Source organism: Pseudomonas sp. 3296, assembly GCF_031456615.1.
GTDB lineage: Bacteria > Pseudomonadota > Gammaproteobacteria > Pseudomonadales > Pseudomonadaceae > Aquipseudomonas > Aquipseudomonas mucoides.
Genome location: NZ_JAVDUY010000001.1, coordinates 910,373 through 927,854 on the forward strand (window position 1 = coordinate 910,373; position 17,482 = coordinate 927,854).

The 17,482-nt window shown below is 59.8% G+C and carries 21 protein-coding genes; 13 read left to right on the forward strand and 8 right to left on the reverse strand.

Going from position 1 to position 17,482, the window contains the following annotated elements; genetic code table 11:
• Window positions 1-44 precede the first annotated feature (44 nt).
• From J2X66_RS04350 to J2X66_RS04370, 5 genes are all read left to right on the forward strand, one after another.
• Window positions 45-401, forward strand: a complete 357-nt coding sequence (locus J2X66_RS04350) for a 4a-hydroxytetrahydrobiopterin dehydratase (protein ID WP_027922316.1) — start codon at window positions 45-47, stop codon at window positions 399-401.
• The gene (locus J2X66_RS04355) at window positions 401-1,594 is read left to right on the forward strand and encodes an amino acid aminotransferase (protein ID WP_405046760.1); all 1,194 of its coding nucleotides are present in this window, start codon (window positions 401-403) and stop codon (window positions 1,592-1,594) included. Before J2X66_RS04350 ends, J2X66_RS04355 begins: the two co-directional genes overlap by 1 nt.
• A gap of 260 nt (window positions 1,595-1,854) precedes the next feature.
• Window positions 1,855-1,986 (forward strand): hypothetical protein, encoded by a 132-nt coding sequence (locus J2X66_RS04360; RefSeq protein ID WP_010461912.1) that lies wholly within the window; start codon window positions 1,855-1,857, stop codon window positions 1,984-1,986.
• Between the two features lie 77 nt (window positions 1,987-2,063).
• Window positions 2,064-2,246, forward strand: a complete 183-nt coding sequence (locus J2X66_RS04365; RefSeq protein ID WP_027922314.1) for a hypothetical protein — start codon at window positions 2,064-2,066, stop codon at window positions 2,244-2,246.
• Between the two features lie 103 nt (window positions 2,247-2,349).
• Window positions 2,350-3,546 (forward strand): MFS transporter, encoded by a 1,197-nt coding sequence (locus tag J2X66_RS04370; RefSeq protein ID WP_310261296.1) that lies wholly within the window; start codon window positions 2,350-2,352, stop codon window positions 3,544-3,546.
• Here J2X66_RS04370 and arfB read toward each other — a convergent pair.
• On the reverse strand, window positions 3,543-3,956 hold the full coding sequence (arfB, locus tag J2X66_RS04375) for an alternative ribosome rescue aminoacyl-tRNA hydrolase ArfB (protein ID WP_017337147.1): 414 nt from the start codon (window positions 3,954-3,956) through the stop codon (window positions 3,543-3,545). The two genes, J2X66_RS04370 and arfB, sit on opposite strands and share 4 nt — an antisense overlap.
• Before the next feature lie 126 nt (window positions 3,957-4,082).
• The gene (locus J2X66_RS04380; protein WP_027922312.1) at window positions 4,083-5,495 is read right to left on the reverse strand and encodes an amino acid permease; all 1,413 of its coding nucleotides are present in this window, start codon (window positions 5,493-5,495) and stop codon (window positions 4,083-4,085) included.
• 809 nt (window positions 5,496-6,304) lie between these two features.
• On the opposite strand from J2X66_RS04380, the gene J2X66_RS04385 reads away from it, so the two are divergent.
• Window positions 6,305-6,442, forward strand: coding sequence for a hypothetical protein (locus J2X66_RS04385; RefSeq protein ID WP_003178782.1), 138 nt, complete (start codon window positions 6,305-6,307; stop codon window positions 6,440-6,442).
• A gap of 69 nt (window positions 6,443-6,511) precedes the next feature.
• Window positions 6,512-7,477: a leucyl aminopeptidase gene (locus J2X66_RS04390; protein WP_310261329.1), complete on the forward strand. Its 966-nt coding sequence runs from the start codon at window positions 6,512-6,514 to the stop codon at window positions 7,475-7,477.
• A 151-nt stretch (window positions 7,478-7,628) separates the two neighbouring features.
• Here the strand turns inward: J2X66_RS04390 and rluB are convergent, their stop codons facing one another.
• The 5 genes from rluB to J2X66_RS04415 all read right to left on the reverse strand — a co-directional run bounded on the left by rluB (window position 7,629) and on the right by J2X66_RS04415 (window position 12,475).
• Entirely contained in the window at window positions 7,629-8,915 is a 1,287-nt protein-coding gene (gene rluB / locus J2X66_RS04395) for a 23S rRNA pseudouridine(2605) synthase RluB (RefSeq protein ID WP_310261332.1), read from the reverse strand.
• 230 nt (window positions 8,916-9,145) lie between these two features.
• Complete coding sequence (gene scpB / locus J2X66_RS04400) at window positions 9,146-10,135, reverse strand: SMC-Scp complex subunit ScpB (RefSeq protein ID WP_310261335.1); 990 nt, start codon at window positions 10,133-10,135, stop codon at window positions 9,146-9,148.
• Window positions 10,136-10,146: 11 nt separating this feature from the next.
• Window positions 10,147-10,968 carry a ScpA family protein gene (locus J2X66_RS04405; protein WP_027922306.1) on the reverse strand — a complete coding sequence of 274 codons (822 nt, stop codon included), beginning with the start codon at window positions 10,966-10,968 and terminating at the stop codon, window positions 10,147-10,149.
• Window positions 10,969-11,598 (reverse strand): L-threonylcarbamoyladenylate synthase, encoded by a 630-nt coding sequence (locus J2X66_RS04410; RefSeq protein ID WP_032833461.1) that lies wholly within the window; start codon window positions 11,596-11,598, stop codon window positions 10,969-10,971. It lies immediately after the preceding gene.
• A gap of 13 nt (window positions 11,599-11,611) precedes the next feature.
• Complete coding sequence (locus tag J2X66_RS04415; RefSeq protein WP_310261340.1) at window positions 11,612-12,475, reverse strand: PHP domain-containing protein; 864 nt, start codon at window positions 12,473-12,475, stop codon at window positions 11,612-11,614.
• An 87-nt stretch (window positions 12,476-12,562) separates the two neighbouring features.
• On the opposite strand from J2X66_RS04415, the gene J2X66_RS04420 reads away from it, so the two are divergent.
• The 6 genes from J2X66_RS04420 to J2X66_RS04445 all read left to right on the forward strand — a co-directional run bounded on the left by J2X66_RS04420 (window position 12,563) and on the right by J2X66_RS04445 (window position 16,712).
• On the forward strand, window positions 12,563-13,159 hold the full coding sequence (locus J2X66_RS04420) for a septation protein A (protein ID WP_027922303.1): 597 nt from the start codon (window positions 12,563-12,565) through the stop codon (window positions 13,157-13,159).
• 1 nt (window position 13,160) lies between these two features.
• Window positions 13,161-13,460 carry a YciI family protein gene (locus tag J2X66_RS04425; RefSeq protein ID WP_310261345.1) on the forward strand — a complete coding sequence of 100 codons (300 nt, stop codon included), beginning with the start codon at window positions 13,161-13,163 and terminating at the stop codon, window positions 13,458-13,460.
• 122 nt (window positions 13,461-13,582) lie between these two features.
• Window positions 13,583-13,996: a translation initiation factor 2 gene (locus J2X66_RS04430; RefSeq protein ID WP_310261347.1), complete on the forward strand. Its 414-nt coding sequence runs from the start codon at window positions 13,583-13,585 to the stop codon at window positions 13,994-13,996.
• A 7-nt stretch (window positions 13,997-14,003) separates the two neighbouring features.
• The gene (locus J2X66_RS04435) at window positions 14,004-14,681 is read left to right on the forward strand and encodes a response regulator transcription factor (protein WP_027922300.1); all 678 of its coding nucleotides are present in this window, start codon (window positions 14,004-14,006) and stop codon (window positions 14,679-14,681) included.
• A 151-nt stretch (window positions 14,682-14,832) separates the two neighbouring features.
• Window positions 14,833-15,282 carry a Spy/CpxP family protein refolding chaperone gene (locus tag J2X66_RS04440; protein WP_310261351.1) on the forward strand — a complete coding sequence of 150 codons (450 nt, stop codon included), beginning with the start codon at window positions 14,833-14,835 and terminating at the stop codon, window positions 15,280-15,282.
• Window positions 15,283-15,371: 89 nt separating this feature from the next.
• The gene (locus tag J2X66_RS04445; RefSeq protein ID WP_310261354.1) at window positions 15,372-16,712 is read left to right on the forward strand and encodes a HAMP domain-containing sensor histidine kinase; all 1,341 of its coding nucleotides are present in this window, start codon (window positions 15,372-15,374) and stop codon (window positions 16,710-16,712) included.
• A 97-nt stretch (window positions 16,713-16,809) separates the two neighbouring features.
• Here the strand turns inward: J2X66_RS04445 and J2X66_RS04450 are convergent, their stop codons facing one another.
• Window positions 16,810-17,376 carry a nitroreductase family protein gene (locus J2X66_RS04450; RefSeq protein WP_310261357.1) on the reverse strand — a complete coding sequence of 189 codons (567 nt, stop codon included), beginning with the start codon at window positions 17,374-17,376 and terminating at the stop codon, window positions 16,810-16,812.
• Between the last annotated feature and the right edge of the window lie 106 nt (window positions 17,377-17,482).

Genomic DNA, 17,482 nt, shown 5'->3' on the forward strand with positions numbered 1-17,482 from the left:
TGACTGACGGCCGATTTCCAATTATTTGATTTCAGGAATTCAACATGTCCACATTGAACCAAGCCCACTGCGAAGCCTGCCGCGCCGACGCCCCTCAGGTCAGCGACGAGGAATTGCCGATCCTGATCAAGCAGATCCCGGACTGGAACATCGAAGTCCGCGACGGCGTCATGCAGCTGGAAAAGCTGTTCCTGTTCAAAAACTTCAAGCACGCGCTGGCGTTCACCAACGCCGTCGGTGAAATCTCCGAGGCCGAAGGTCACCACCCGGGCCTGCTGACCGAATGGGGCAAAGTCACCGTCACCTGGTGGAGCCACTCCATCAAGGGCTTGCACCGCAACGACTTCATCATGGCCGCGCGCACTGACGAAGTGGCCAAGGACGCCGAGGGCCGTAAATAATGCATTTCGACGCCATAGGTCGAGTACCCGGCGATCCGATTCTCGGCTTGATGGAGGCTTATGCGCAGGACCCGAACCCGCGCAAATTCGACCTCGGCGTGGGCGTCTATAAAGATGCCCAGGGCCTGACGCCGATTCCGCAGTCGGTGAAGCTGGCCGAGCAGCGTCTGGTGGATCGCCAGACCACCAAGACCTACATCGGTGGTCACGGCGAACCGGCCTTCGGCAAAGCCATCAGTGAACTGGTGCTCGGCGCGGACTCCGCGCTGATTGCCGGTCAACGCGCCGGGGCGACCCAGACGCCAGGCGGCACCGGCGCACTGCGTTTGAGTGCCGACTTCATCGCCCAGTGCCTGCCGGGCCGTGGTGTGTGGCTGAGCAACCCGACCTGGCCAATCCACGAAACCATTTTCGCGGCGGCCGGGGTCAAGGTCAGTCATTACCCGTACGTGGGCAGCGACAACCGCCTCGACGTCGAGGCGATGCTCGCGGTACTGAGCGAAGCGCCGAAGGGCGACGTGGTGCTGCTGCATGCCTGCTGTCACAACCCGACCGGTTTCGATCTGTCCCGTGACGACTGGCGCCGAGTGCTGGACGTGGTGCGCAGTCGCGATCTGCTGCCGCTGATCGACTTCGCCTACCAGGGTTTCGGCGATGGCCTGGAGCAGGATGCCTGGTCGACCCGTCTGTTCGCCGACGCGTTGCCGGAAGTGCTGATCACCAGTTCCTGCTCGAAGAACTTCGGCTTGTACCGCGACCGCACCGGCGCACTGATTGTCTGCGCGCAAACCGCTGACAAGCTGGTGGACATCCGCAGCCAGCTGGCCAACATCGCCCGTAACCTGTGGTCGACCCCGCCGGATCACGGTGCCGCCGTGGTCGCAACGATTCTTGGCGACCCGGAGCTGAAAAGCCTCTGGGCCGACGAAGTGGAAGCCATGCGCTTGCGCATTGCCCAGTTGCGCAGTGGCCTGGTTGAAGCATTGGAACCCTATGGTTTGCGCGAGCGTTTTGCGCACATTGGCGTGCAGCGCGGAATGTTCTCGTACACCGGTTTGACGGCGGCGCAGGTTAAACAGCTGCGCGATCATCACAGCGTGTACATGGTCAACTCCGGCCGGGCCAACGTAGCGGGGATTGATGCGACACGTTTGGATTTGCTGGCTGAAGCGATTGCTGAAGTCTGCAAGTAACCCCCTGTAGGAGCGAGCCTGCTCGCGATAGCGGTCTATCCGTCACATTGGTGTCGGATGCACCACCGCTTGCGCGAGCAGGCTCACTCCTACAGTTACTTTGTGGTACCCCCTCTTGCAGACCTGTCTAGACAACCCCATCCGTCGAAACAAATGGATATAAAAGTCTATTTGTCATTTTCAGTGCTGTATCCTGCCCAAGCTTTGTATAAGCGCGGATCTACCAGATCTATCAACAGACTTTGCGAGGAGCGCGAAACATGCACGAGATCCCTAATCTCCCCTTCCCAAGCCTGCACGAAACTGAGCAGACAACCACGCAACAAGCCGGCGCCCAACAGCCCGAGCCCAAAGAAGCCACTGAACGCCGCCAGGCCGACAGCGAAGACTGAAACACCTGCAATGCCAGACCGTGTGGAAAGCGCTAACATGCGCTTTCCACACCGCCTGAACCCTTGAGCTCCACACCATGACCGACGAATTCAATGAGAGTCAGGCCAGCGTCCTGATCGGCACCGCCGAGAAAATGATCGAGATCTGGAATCGTCTCTCCCCCGAGAAACAAGCCGCACTGCTCGCCCGCTTCGGCACTCAAGAAAACGCCTTGGCCGCCCTGGTCACGACGCAGCTGGTTGCCCCCGCCAAGCCCTGATTCAGCCCGCCGGCAAATAGTTTTACTTTTTCCACGACCCGCGAACGCTCGCGCCGTTATCATAAGCAGCCTATCTATCCTGCTTTCCCGTGGACCTTTACCCATGTCTGAAAACCAGCGCCCCCTGGCGGTCACGCTGCAAGTCGTTTCCATCGTTCTGTTTACCTTCATCGGCTATTTGAATATCGGCATTCCCCTGGCGGTATTGCCCGGCTACGTCCACAGTGACCTGGGTTTCGGCGCGGTGATCGCCGGCCTGGTAATCAGCGTTCAATACCTGGCCACCCTGCTCAGCCGGCCTTATGCCGGGAAAATCATCGACAACAAGGGCAGCAAACTGGCGGTGATGTACGGACTGGCCGGCTGCGGCTTGAGCGGTGTGTTCATGCTGATTTCGGCCTGGACGCAGAGCCTGCCGACCGTGAGCCTGATCAGCCTGTTGATTGGCCGTCTGGTGCTCGGCAGCGCGGAAAGCCTGGTCGGCTCCGGATCGATTGGCTGGGGCATCGGCCGGGTCGGCGCGGCCAACACTGCCAAGGTGATTTCCTGGAACGGCATCGCCAGTTACGGCGCACTGGCCGTCGGCGCGCCGCTGGGGGTGCTGTTGGTTCATCAGTTGGGCTTGTGGAGCATGGGCGTGAGCATCATGCTGTTGGCCGTGCTGGGCCTGGCACTGGCCTGGCCAAAAACGGCCGCGCCAATTGTGGTCGGTGAACGCTTGCCGTTCATGCATGTGCTGGGTCGGGTGCTGCCACACGGTTGCGGCCTGGCGCTGGGTTCCATCGGGTTCGGCACCATTGCCACCTTCATCACCTTGTATTACGCCACGCAACACTGGGACAACGCGGTGTTGTGCCTGAGCCTGTTCGGCGCCAGCTTCATCGGCGCGCGCCTGTTGTTCGGCAATCTGATTAACCGCCTCGGCGGATTCCGCGTGGCGATCGCCTGTCTGTCGGTGGAAACTTTGGGGTTGCTGCTGCTGTGGCTGGCGCCAGATGCCCATTGGGCACTGGCCGGTGCGGCGCTGAGCGGTTTCGGATTTTCGCTGGTGTTCCCGGCGCTCGGCGTGGAAGCGGTCAACCTGGTGCCAGCTTCCAGTCGTGGTGCCGCGGTCGGGGCCTATTCGTTGTTCATTGATTTGTCGCTGGGGATTACCGGGCCATTGGCCGGAGCCATTGCGGCCGGGTTTGGTTTTGCTTCGATCTTCCTGTTTGCCGCGATGGCCGCGCTGAGCGGTTTGGCATTGAGCGTGTACTTGTACCGGCAAGCCCCGAAGCAACGCGAAGCGCGGCCGCGTTAAAAATCGACCTTGCCGCGCCCGGCCTTGATGCTGCCGCGCTTGGTCTTGGATTCGAGCCGACGTTTTTTTGAACCCAGTGTTGGCTTGGTCGGGCGACGCTTCTTTTCGACCTTGGTCGCGCTGAGGATCAGCTCGATCAAGCGCTCGAGCGCATCGGCGCGATTGGCCTCCTGCGTACGGTACTGCTGGGCCTTGATGATCAACACCCCTTCGCTGGTGATGCGACTGTCGCGCAGCGCCAGCAACCGCTCCTTGTAGAACTCGGGCAAGGACGAGGCCGGAATGTCGAAGCGCAGGTGCACGGCGCTGGAGACCTTGTTGACGTTCTGCCCGCCGGCGCCTTGCGCGCGAATGGCCGTCAACTCAATCTCGGCATCCGGCAGATGCACGTTGTTGGAAATCACCAGCATGGAAAACGTCCGTATTCAGAGTGCGCAGGATACCGCGAATGGAAAGAAGGAATACGCTCCCACAGGTTTTATAGCGCGCACAAAAAACCCGGCACTTGGCCGGGTTTGTTGTTTTTGCGTACCGCGTTACTTCACTGAAGCCTGCAACGCATGCTGCGCACTGCGCTTGTTCTTGATGCCGTAGCAGATCCACATGAACACGACCCACACCGGAATCGCGTACACCGAGATCTGGATCCCCGGAATCAGCAGCATCACGCACAGGATGAACACCACGAACGCCAGGCAGATGTAGTTCCCGTACGGGTACCACAGCGCCTTGAACAGCGGCGTTTGCTTGGTCTTGTTCATGTGCTGGCGGAATTTGAAGTGCGAGAAGCTGATCATCGCCCAGTTGATCACCAGGGTCGCAACCACCAGCGACATCAGCAGCTCCAGCGCGTTTTGCGGGATCAGGTAGTTCAACAGCACGGCAATCAGCGTCACCGCCGCCGAAGCGAGGATCGAACGCACCGGCACGCCGCGCTTGTCGATCTTCGACAAAGCCTTTGGCGCATCGCCTTGCTCGGCCATGCCCAACAGCATGCGGCTGTTGCAGTAGGTGCCGCTGTTGTACACCGACAACGCCGCAGTCAGTACCACGAAGTTGAGGATGTGCGCGGCGGTGTTGCTGCCGAGCATCGAGAACACTTGCACGAACGGGCTGCCACTGTAGGAATCACCCGACGCGTTCAAGGTCGCCAGCAGGCTGTCCCATGGCGTCAGCGACAACAGAATGACCAGCGCGCCGATGTAGAAAATCAGGATCCGGTAGATCACCTGGTTGATGGCTTTCGGGATCACGGTTTTCGGCTTGTCGGCTTCTGCAGCGGTGAAACCGAGCATTTCCAGACCGCCGAAAGAGAACATGATGATCGCCATGGCCATCACCAGACCACTGACACCGTTCGGGAAGAAACCACCGTGGGACCACAGGTTGCTGACCGATGCTTGCGGGCCGCCGTTACCGCTGACCAGCAAATAGCTGCCCAGGGCAATCATGCCGACGATGGCCACAACCTTGATGATCGCAAACCAGAACTCGGCCTCGCCAAAGACTTTGACGTTGGCCAGGTTGATCAGGTTGATCAAGACGAAGAACCCGGCAGCCGAGACCCAGGTCGGGATGTCCGGCGCCCAGTAGTGGATGTACTTGCCGACCGCGGTCAGCTCCGACATGCCCACCAGGATGTACAGGATCCAGCAGTTCCAGCCCGACAGGAAGCCGGCGAAACCGCCCCAGTATTTGTGCGCGAAGTGGCTGAACGAACCGGCGACCGGCTCTTCAACGATCATTTCGCCGAGCTGGCGCATGATCATGAACGCGATGAAGCCGCAGATGGCGTAGCCGAGGATCATCGACGGGCCAGCGGATTTCAGGACCCCGGCCGAGCCGAGGAACAAACCGGTACCGATCGCGCCACCGAGGGCGATCAATTGAATGTGGCGATTTTTCAGGCCGCGCTTCAGCTCGCCTGACTGCGAGTTTTGTCCACTCATGAAAAGGGTCTCACGTTCTGCATCGTTACAACGTTCATGCGTCACCTGTTTGTTTTTATCTGTGACGAAATCGAACCCGGCACACTCGTGGCGTGGCGGAGTGAACAAGGCGGATAGCCTTGAGGTTTGCGCATTTGCGCAGGAGGTCACAGGTAAAACGCGGCGCATTGTACACCGCTAACCCCCTGCTGCCAGACCCGCTGGATCAGCGTGTTGTAAGCCGGGATTGCCGGTGTCCGCCCCGGGTGTCCCGGGCGGCTGCAAATAGAGAGTCAGACCCTTGCGGGCCATCGACGGGAACGATTGAAAAATCGCCCCACGGGGAGAGATGGGTTTGAATCACGGCGTACATTGCGCCTCCTTCTTGTTATGCACCTGCACGACAGGCATCGGACGCATCTGACCCTTCCTGCGTCGCTGAAACAAGCGGGCCAGAGCCTTGGGCGATGGTCGAGCGGACTGATTTCGGCAGCTTTTCCTTACACCCGCTCCGTAAGCGTCAACCCACAGGGTTTCAGGCGAAATTTCGTCAATATTTCTTTACAAGGCGTAACGATTATTTTCCGAATCGGATTTATCTGTAGGACGACTGCAAATTGACGATAGGAAGCTTCCTAAGGAAAAAGCCGAGTTAGTTTTTGTTTTTTATTAATAAATAATGATTAAAAAACAAACCAAACAGTTCAATGAAAATCTTATTTGATTATTTTTTTGCATTCTAAATACCCCTCAACTAGGTTTGCAGCGACTTGCCGAGCCGCATCGACCGGCAAGTTGTTTCTACTCAAAAGTCATTAAGGAGTTTCACCATGCAAGCACTGGACAAAGACTTGGAAACTGAACTTCAACTGGACGAATGGTTTGAAGCACCGACCCATGAAGCCGCCGTAGAAATGATGCAAGCCGACGCGGTCGTTCCGTTCGGCACGGCGATGTGGCCTCTGTAAGACCTCACGGCAGGCGTAATCCGGCCGGTTGTGCCTGCCACTTTTCCCCGGTTCGTCACGGAGGACACCATGGACAAGCATCGCGCCATTACCCATTTTCTTTACTACCTCGAACAGCATCCGGCCCTTGTCGGCATCAATGCGGCGAAGGTCTTGCTTGGCCACACTGCCGATTACGAGGCGCTGGCCGGCGCCATTACCGAACACGCCGATGGCCGCCAACCCTTCCTTTTCAACACCCTGCGCCTTGATCTGGAACCCACTGCCATGCTGGCCCAGGCCATAGCCGAGAGCGATCTGTACATTTTTTTCTACGACTCTTCCACGCTGCCCAACCCACGCCCCGAAGGCCCTGAATTTGTCCGCGCATTGCACGGCGTGATGGCCGAGAACTGGAAGAAGTCGCTGCTGTTCAAGGATTACGGCGATTACTTCTACGACACCTTCAGCGTCACCCCGCAACGCATTGCAGGGTTGAACAGCCACTTGATCCAGCGCCTGTCCCAGGCCAAGACGTTAAGTTTCAAAGATGAGCACGGTTCCTGGTTTGACACTCCGCTACATAGCATTAAAAAGTGGACTGACATCAACGGTGTCGGCAACTTTGATCTGGCACCCGGTGAAATCGCCACGCACAGCGAAGCGATTAATGGGCGAGTGAAGTTCGTGGGGACTTTTCTCAGTACGATTCCGTTTGCGCGCAAATATGGCGTATTGGAATCGCCGCTGGAGTTATGGATCGAGAACTCGACCATTAGCAAAATCGCCACCGACGTGCCGGGACTGGAACATGACTTCAACAAATATCTGGAGGCCAACCCGTCGAATCGAAGGATTGAAGAACTGGGGATTGGCACCAATGAGGGGGTGAAAGCCTTGTATGCGCGCAATGCCGGGTTCGAGGAGCGCCATTGCGGGCTGCACCTTGGGTTGGGCGGTGGCGCCAAGGGCAGCCATCATCTGGATTTGATCTTCTCCGGTGGCGTGTTGGCGCTGGATGATGAGCCGGTGTTTGATGGGCGGTTTGTGTTCTAAATGATCGTTCCCACGCTCCACGTGGGAATGCAGCCGGGGACGCCCCGCGTCCTTTCGAAGCGGAAGCAAAGCGTCCATCGAGGCATTGCGATCAGTCAGGCAAAAAAAACGCCATCCCGAGGGATGGCGTTTTTTATAGGGCGCTTACCGATTACTCAGGCTTGCGACGACCAAAGCCCGGACGCTGGCCCGAACCGGCTGGCGCGCCGCGACGCTTGCCCGATGGCGCGTCCTTGTCGACCAGGACGATGCCTGGGCGTTTCTTCGGCGCGGGCTTGATCGGGCGCTTGGTATCAGCAGGACGGTCCGCCACTGGCGTACCGCGACCCGACTCACCGCGACCTGCCGGAGCACCGCGATCACTGCGACCGCCGCTTGGCGCACCACGGCCTTCGCCGCGCTCGGTGCGACCATTGGCCGGACGTGGCGTGCGTGGACCGCGCTCGCCATCAGCACGAGGTGCTGCTGGCTTGCGGGCTGGACGTTCACCTTCGAAATGCGGCTCACGGGAATCACGCGGAGCAACCGTTGGCTGTGCACCGGCCGCTGGGCGCAGGGTACGCACGCGCTCGGTCTTGCCCATCGGACGCGACGATTTACGCTGCATACGCTCGAGCTTGTCTTTGCTCTTCGCGTTCATCTGCGGCATTGCAACCGGCGTCAGGCCGACTTCAGCACTCAGAATGTCGACTTCGTACTGGCTCATTTCGCGCCAGCGGCCCATCGGCAGGTCGGAGTTGAGGAACACCGGACCGAAACGCACGCGCTTCAGTCGGCTGACCACCAGCCCCTGGGATTCCCACAGACGACGAACTTCGCGGTTGCGACCTTCCATCACCACGCAGTGGTACCAGTGGTTGAAACCTTCGCCGCCTGGCGCCTGCTTGATGTCGGTGAACTTGGCTGGGCCGTCTTCGAGGACGACGCCTGCTTTCAGACGCTCAATCATCTCGTCATCGACTTCGCCACGTACACGTACCGCGTATTCACGGTCCATTTCGTAGGAAGGGTGCATCAGGCGGTTAGCCAGCTCACCGTCGGTGGTGAACATCAGCAGACCGGTGGTGTTGATGTCCAGACGGCCGATGTTGATCCAGCGACCTTCTTTCGGTTTTGGCATCTTGTCGAATACGGTCGGACGGCCTTCCGGGTCGAGGCGGGTGCAGATTTCACCGTCGGGCTTGTTGTACATGATCACGCGGCGTACCGACTCGGCGGCTTCTTCGCGCTTGATCACGCGACCATCAATGGTGATGGCGTCATGCATGTCGACACGCTGACCGAGCGTGGCGTCTTTGCCATTGACCTTGATGCGGCCGTGGCTGATCCAGGCTTCTACGTCACGGCGCGAGCCGACGCCGATACGGGCGAGGACTTTCTGCAGTTTTTCGCCTGCTGGGCCGATTTCCTGGTCGTCTTTCTGGTCGTTGATACTCATCTGGGCACCTCCCGGTGTGGTCTGTTCAGGCTTGGCCTGAAGCGATGTAAATCTGGGTACTTTTTTGAAGAGCTAGGGCAAAGGGATCGCCGAAGGGTCGCGAATCATACGCTCATGGGAGCGTTTGCGCATCAGAGACTAGCTGATCAATGGAGACTTACCTGTTTTTCCGCCGACCGGCTCCTACAGTTTTTGAAGATCGCCCCCACTCGGGGGGACGATCAGTCGGGTTAATCGTCTTCGAATGCGCGGCGTTCGGCCTCGATCGCTTCGGCGAGGGCTCGGGCTTCGGCTTCTTCGTCAGTCAATTCGGGCTCGGGCTTGTGTTGTTCAAGGGCAGCGACAGCGGCCAGGAGTTTCTCGCGAGCTTCGGCAACGCCAAGCACATCATCTTCCTGCTCTTCCTCCTGCTCTACTTCGACCGTGGCTTCGGGCTCGACCTGAAGTTCGACTTCGATCACAGGCTCGGGCAGGTCAAGAATCTCTACGGTCCCGCTCACCTCGCCATCGCGCAACAGATCGTCGAAGTCGGTCTTGAGCCCCTCCTCCATGGTGTCCAGTTCCAGCAACAACGTGTGGAAACTGGTTTCTTCTTTCGGCTCTTCCGGCTCGGCGCTGGCGTCGGCCAACGCTTGCAGGCTGGCAGGCACGGGCGCGTCGTCGAAGTCGAGTACCGGGTCCGGTTCCAGCTCGCGCAGCTCGGCCAGCGGCGGCAGATCGTCGAGGTTTTTCAGGTTGAAGTGATCGAGAAACGCCTTGGTGGTCGCGAACATCGCCGGTTTGCCGGGCACATCGCGGTAGCCGACGATGCGGATCCACTCGCGTTCCATCAGCGTCTTGACGATCTGACTGTTGACCGCCACGCCCCGCACGTCTTCGATCTCGCCCCGGGTGATCGGCTGGCGATAGGCGATCAGCGCGATGGTTTCGAGCATGGCGCGGGAATATCGTTGCGGCCGCTCTTCCCACAAACGCCCAACCCACGGCGAGAATTTTTCGCGGATTTGCAGGCGATAGCCGGAGGCGACCTCTTTCAGCTCGAACGCCCGACCTTCACAGGACTTGCCCAGGATCGCCAGCGCTTTCTTGAAAACCGGCGGCTCCGGCCTCTCGCCCTCTTCAAAGAGTTCGAACAGGCGTTCAAGCGATTGCGGTTTTCCCGAGGCCAACAGAAAGGCTTCAAGCAGTGGCGCCAGCTCGCGGGGTTCAGTCAGGTTCATGATTCAACTCGTTATTCGGCTCGGGCCCGCACGTGGATCGCTGCGAACGGCTCATTCTGCACCAGCTCGACCAAGGATTCCTTGACCAGTTCGAGGATCGCCATAAAGGTCACCACTACACCGAGTCGCCCCTCTTCTGCCGTGAACAGCTCGACAAAGGGCACGAAACCGCCGCCCTTGAGCCGGTCCAGCACATCGCTCATGCGTTCGCGGGTGGACAGCGCTTCGCGGCTGACCTGGTGACTTTCGAACATGTCGCCACGGCGCAAGACCTCGGCCATGGACAACAGCAATTCAGACAGGCGCACATCCGGCAACAGTTTGCGCGCCCGGGCTTCCGGGGCATCCAGCTTGGGCACCACCACGTCACGCCCGACACGGGTCAGGCCATCGATGCCTTCGGCGGCCGCCTTGAAACGCTCGTATTCCTGCAAGCGGCGAATCAGCTCGGCGCGCGGATCCTCTTCTTCGTCTTCGATGGTTTCGGCGCGGGGCAACAGCATCCGCGACTTGATCTCGGCCAGCATCGCGGCCATCACCAGGTACTCGGCGGCCAGTTCCAGGCGCACCGACTGCATCAACTCGACATAGCCCATGTACTGGCGAGTGATTTCCGCCACCGGGATGTCGAGAATGTTGATGTTCTGTTTGCGAATCAGGTACAGCAGCAAGTCGAGCGGGCCTTCGAAGGCCTCGAGAAAGACCTCGAGCGCATCCGGCGGGATGTACAGGTCCAGCGGCATTTCCAGCACCGCCTGGCCGTACACCATCGCGAAGGGCAGCTCTTGCTGGGCTCCGGCCTGACTGTCGACTGCGGGTTCTACTGCAGACATCTACGCCTCGGCCATGAACGGCGCAGGGTCGCCGCAACCGACACGGATCACTTCCGGGTCATCGCCGGTCAGGTCGATCACGGTGGACGCCTTGATCCCGCCGAAGCCGCCGTCGATGATCAAGTCCACCTGATGCTCAAGCAATTGACGCATTTCGTACGGATCGCTCAACGGGTCTTCGTCGCCGGGCATGATCAGGGTCACGCTCATCAGCGGTTCGCCGAGTTCGGCCAGCAAGGCCAGCGCAATCGGATGGCTTGGTACTCGCAGGCCGATGGTGCGCTTTTTCGGATGCAGCAGCAGACGCGGCACTTCGCGGGTGGCGTTGAGAATAAAGGTGTAAGGCCCGGGCAGGTGCGCCTTGAGCAGACGGAACGTGCCGGTATCGATCTTTGCGAACAGCCCCAGCTGCGACAGGTCGCTGCAAATCAGCGCAAAGTTGTGTTTGTCATCCAGTCCGCGCAAACGGCGTACGCGGTCCACGGCATTTTTGTCGCCGATCTGGCAACCGATGGCGTAGGACGAGTCTGTGGGATAAATCACCACGCCGCCTTTGCGGATGATCTCGACCGCCTGTTTGATCAGGCGCGCTTGCGGGTTTTCCGGATGAATCTGGAAAAATTGACTCACATTCTCTACCTGTTCAGACGGCGGCAATAATTGGGTCATGTTTGAATCGACACCACAGTGGTGGCAGATCCTCCGGGAGCGGGCGATATTCGCCGATCTCGGACCAGCCTCCAGGGCCATGAAAATCACTGCCGGCGCTGACCAGCAGACCGAACTCACGGGCAAGAATGGCCAGGCTGCCCACTTGCTCGGCGGGCTGATGGCCATTGACCACTTCCATCGCGTGGCCCCCGGCTTGAATATAGTCAGAAATCAGGCGGCGACGCTTGCTGCGAGTGAAATCGTAGTGCCAGGGATGCGCCAGGCTGACCCAGGCCTTCGCCGCGCGCAGGGTTTCGACGGTCTCTTCCAGGGTCGGCCAGTGTTGCTTGACGTCGCCCAGCTTGCCGGCGCCCAGCCATTTGCGGAACGCTTCGGCGCGATCCTTTACAAACCCTTCTCGTACCATCCAGTCGGCGAAGTGCGGACGGGCCGGCGCGTTGCCGCTGTCGCCCAGTTCCTGTTGCATGGCCCGGGCACCTTCCAGCGCTCCCGGCATGCCTTTCAACGCCAGCTTGCGGCTTATCTCTTCGGACCGTAGCCAACGGCCATCGTGCAATTTTGCAATCGCCTCGACCAACGGCGGCGCCGTCACATCAAATCCATAACCCAGAACATGAATGGTCGCGCCGCCCCAGGTGCAGGACAATTCGACGCCATTGACCAGTTGCATCCCCAGCGCCGTCGCGGCTGTGCGGGCCTCATCAAGGCCCTCAAGGGTGTCGTGATCGGTCAAGGCCAGGACTCGCACGCCTTTCTCGAACGCACGCGCAACCAGTACCGCAGGCGCCAGGGCGCCGTCGGAGGCCGTGCTATGGCAGTGCAAATCAACATTCACAGGACTTTGTTACCTCAAATCAGCTGGCGCTATCACGCGCCCATATGTTTGTTATTATGCCGCCACATCCTGCTTCTGGCTGCCACTGTGAAACAATTCATCGATTTCATCCCGCTTCTGCTGTTTTTCATCGTCTTCAAACTGGACCCACGGGTCGTCGACATCGGCGGTCATGAGTTGACTGTAGGCGGTATCTACAGCGCCACCGCGATGTTGATCATCAGCTCGCTGGTGGTTTACGGCGCGCTGTTCATCAAGCAGCGCAAGCTTGAGAAGAGCCAGTGGCTGACCCTCATTGCCTGCCTGGTCTTCGGTAGCCTGACCCTGGCGTTCCACAGCGAAACCTTCCTCAAGTGGAAAGCGCCGGTAGTGAACTGGTTGTTTGCCCTCGCGTTCATTGGCAGCCACTTCGTCGGTGACAGCCTGTTGATCAAGCGCATCATGGGCCATGCACTGACCCTGCCAGAGCCCGTCTGGACACGCCTGAACATCGCCTGGATCGCTTTTTTCCTGTTTTGCGGCGCCGCCAACCTGTTCGTCGCGTTCACCTTTCAGGACTACTGGGTCGACTTCAAAGTCTTCGGCAGCCTGGGCATGACGCTGCTGTTCCTGGTCGGCCAGGGCATTTACCTGTCCCGCCACCTGCACGACACCGACACCACTACGCCAAAAACCGAGGACTGACATGCTCTACGCAATCATTGCCACAGACGTCGCCAACTCGCTGCAAGCCCGACTGTCCGCGCGCCCTGCCCACCTTGAGCGCCTGCAAGTGCTCCAGGGCGAAGGCCGCATCGTATTGGCCGGTCCGCACCCGGCGGTCGACAGCAATGATCCCGGCGCTGCGGGTTTCACCGGCAGCCTGATCGTCGCCGAATTCGATTCCCTGAGCGCCGCACAAGCCTGGGCCGACGCTGATCCGTATATCGCCGCAGGCGTCTACGCCAACGTTTCAGTCAAGCCGTTCAAGCAAGTCCTGCCGTAACTTTTCCCCTCAAATGCCCCCCGCGCGGTGAACCTTGTTGGTTCATCGCGCTCTCAACGCTCATTATTCTTGTTTGCCTGCCGACAACCTGCCCAATCACTCGATTGGAATCAGGAGTCGCGATGCGCAAGGGTCCGTTGTGTCTGTTGTTGGTGACGTTGTCGATCATGGCCCCGGCCCACGGTGAAGAAAGCGCCGAGGGCGCTAATTCGACGCCTTTGTCCCTGAGCGCCGGCAGCCAGATTAGCGAGTTGCAGCAACGCTTGAAGGTCAGCGAGCAGCAACGGGAAGAATTGAGCAAGCAACTGCAAAATACCGATGCCGAACGCGAAAGCGCTCAACTGAGCCGGTTGCGCCAAGAGAATCAGCGCCTCAAGCTGCAACTCAAGGAAGCGCAGGCCAGTAGCCCGTCGCCACGTCTGCTGACTGATCAGCAGCAATGGTTTGTTATCGGCGGTGGAGTAGCGCTATTGGCCCTGCTCTGCGGTATCTTCGCCAGTGGTGCCACCAGAAAACGTCGGCAATGGCTAAATTGAGTGATTCATGAGCGAGCTGTTACTAATTGATGATGACCAGGAGCTGTGCGAGCTCCTGAGCAGTTGGTTGAGCCAGGAAGGCTTTCAGGTCCGTGCCTGCCACGATGGCCAGAGTGCCCGCCGCGCGTTGGCCGAAACCTCTCCCGCCGCCGTGGTGCTGGACGTGATGCTGCCCGACGGCAGCGGTCTGGAGCTGCTCAAGCAATTGCGCAGCGATCACCCGGACCTGCCGGTGCTGATGCTGTCGGCACGCGGCGAGCCACTGGACCGCATCCTCGGCCTGGAACTGGGCGCCGACGATTACCTGGCCAAACCCTGCGACCCACGGGAACTGACAGCTCGCCTGCGCGCGGTGTTACGTCGCAGCCATCCGGCGGCAGTGTCCAGCCAGCTGGAGCTGGGCGACCTGTGTTTCAGCCCGGTGCGCGGCGTGGTCAGCATCGATGAACAGGAATTTACCCTCACCGTCTCCGAAAGCCGCCTGCTTGAAGCCCTGCTCAAGCAACCCGGCGAGCCGCTGGACAAACAGGAACTGGCGCAAATCGCCCTCGGCCGCAAGCTGACCCTGTACGACCGCAGCCTGGACATGCACGTCAGCAACCTGCGCAAGAAAATCGGCCCGCACCCCGACGGCCGCCCGCGCATCGTTGCACTGCGTAGCCGTGGTTACTACTACAGCCTCTAACCCGGGCGTGTGTCCAAAAGGTGGTGGAAGTGTCAGGTCGGCGGGACATCGTCTTTACCCAAGCTTTACGCTCCGCTGACCGCCGCTGACCTTGATCTGCGTAATCTGTACTCATCCGGAACGTACCGGGAACGAGACAAGGAGATTCACCATGCGCAAGACTCTCATCGCCCTGATGTTCGCCGCCGCTTTGCCGACCGTTGCCATGGCCATGCCTGAGGGCTCCGGCCCGATGGGTGGGCCGATGGACGACTCGCACCACGGCGGCCAGATGCACGGCATGCACGGTAAAGGCCCGTACAGTCAACTTGACCTGAGCCGCGAACAGCGCGAGCAGATCCGCAAGATCATGGGCGAGCAGATGCACGAGCGTAAGCAACTGGTCGACAAGTACCTGGAGAAACTCTCGCCAGCCGACCAGAAAGCCCTGAAAGACGAAATGACCGCCAAGCATCAGAAAGCCGAAGCCGATGTGCGCGCCGTGCTGAAACCGGATCAACAGAAGAAATTCGACGAGATCCAGAAAAAGCAGGCTGAGCGTCGCGCCGAGTGGGCCGAGTTCAAGGCCTGGAAAGCGCAACAACCGCAAAAAGCGCAATAATGCGCTGACCCCGGACCCGACGGCCAACCCCGTTGGGTCTGCTCCCCCCCCCGCTCCCACAGGGATTTGTGTTTGTTCGAGGATTTTCTGTGCGTTCATTGTTCTGGCGTATCCTGGCCAGCTTCTGGCTGGCCATCGCTCTGGTGGCAGGGCTATCCATTCTGCTGGGGCACATGCTCAACCAGGACGCGTGGATCCTCAGCCGCCATCCGGGCCTCAATACCCTGGCACAAGAGTGGACGCAAACCTACGAATCCCAAGGTGAAGAAGCCGCCCAGGACATTCTCGAACAACGAAAACGTCAATATCACATCGACGTTCAGGTGCTGAACGAAAGCGGCGACCCGGTCGTCCGTGGGACCTTCCCGCGTCGCGCGGCCGCGTTCGAAGCCCGGCAGAACAACGATGACCGGCGCCTGCCATGGCGTCGTTTGACCGCCGAATACACCAGCGAAAAAACCGGCGACACCTACCTGCTGATTTATCGCATTCCGCACCCGGAACTGGATTCCTGGCACCGCGAAAGCCTGCTGTGGCCGTTGAGTGCGCTGGGCATTGCGTTGGTGGTACTGACGTTGTTCAGCCTGTTCGTCACCCTTTCGATTACCCGCCCGCTAAGCCGTTTGCGCGGTGCCGTGCATGACCTGGGACAAACCACTTACCAGCAAAACAGTCTGGTGAAACTGGCCAACCGGCGCGATGAGTTCGGCGTGCTGGCCAACGATTTCAACCGCATGGGCTCACGCCTGCAAAGCTTGATCGGCAGTCAGCGACAGTTGCTGCGCGATGTGTCGCATGAACTGCGCTCCCCGCTCGCTCGACTGCGCATTGCCCTGGCATTGGCGGAACGGGCCACCCCTGAAGAACGGGAAAAACTCTGGCCGCGCCTGACCCGCGAATGCGACCGGCTGGAAGCGTTGATCAGCGAAATCCTCGTACTGGCGCGGGTCGACGCCGACAACGCCAGTGCCGAAGAGGTCGACCTGAACGCGTTGCTTCATACGCTGCAAAAGGATGCGCAACTGGGTTCACCGGAACAGAACGTCAGTCTTGAGGTAGAACCGCAACTGAACCTCAAGGGCTGGCCGACGATGATCGAGCGCGCCGTCGACAATCTGCTGCGCAACGCCCAGCGCTTTAATCCGGTGGGGCAGTCGATTGAAATGAAGGCCGTGCGCCAGGGTGAGCGCATTGTGGTCAGCGTGCGTGACCATGGACCAGGCGTGAACGCCGAGCATTTGAATCAGTTGGGTGAGCCGTTTTATCGAGCTCCAGGGCAAACGGCCGCCGGGCATGGCCTGGGCTTGGCGATCGCGCGCCGCGCGGCAGAACGTCATGGCGGGATTCTGGTGCTGGCCAATCATCCGCAGGGCGGGTTTGTGGCCAGTCTGGAGTTGCCGCTGGTGCCAGGGGCGGTCTTTCAACCGTAAAAAGCACACAGCCTGGTTTCACTCGACAGCTGCTACAGAGGTCCGGGTGCACCTGTGGCAGCTGTCGAGTGAAACCAGGCTGCGATTCTTTTGATCTTCAGGACTTGGCGGGCCACGCGCTGACGAACTCGGCGAGGTCGACTTTCTCGGCCAAACGCGGTTCTTTTTGCGGTGTGCCCAGGTAAAGGAACGCAATCACCTCTTCCCCTTCCGCCAACCCCAGCCCTTTGGCCACATGCGCCGAGTAGGCCAGTTCACCGGTACGCCATACCGCGCCAATCCCTTGCGCATACGCCGCCAGCAAAATTCCGTGCGCTGCACAGCCTGCAGCCAGCAGTTGCTCGGATTTCGGGTACTTGACGTGATCCTGCACCCGCGCAATCACCACCACCACCAACGGTGCGCGCAGCGGACCGTTGCGCGCTTTGTCCAGTGCCGCTTCCGACACCTCGCTGTCTTGCAACTTCGCCGCTTCGGCCAGCAGCTCGCCCAATTGCTCTCGTGCCGCGCCCTCGACGGTCAGGAAGCGCCAAGGCTGCAAATGACCATGGTCCGGGGCACGCATGGCGGCGCCAAACAGGACTTCGCGTTGCGCCGCAGTCGGTGCCGGGTCAAGCAGTCGTGGAACGGAAACACGGTTGAGCAAAGCGTCGAGAGCCTGCATCGGCCACCTCCTGAAAAAATGTTTGGCTATTCTAGCTGCAAGTGCGCAAGCGGCGTCGGTTTACATGCCCTGTCCCGCAGGTAGAATGGCGCCCACTCCCACCACA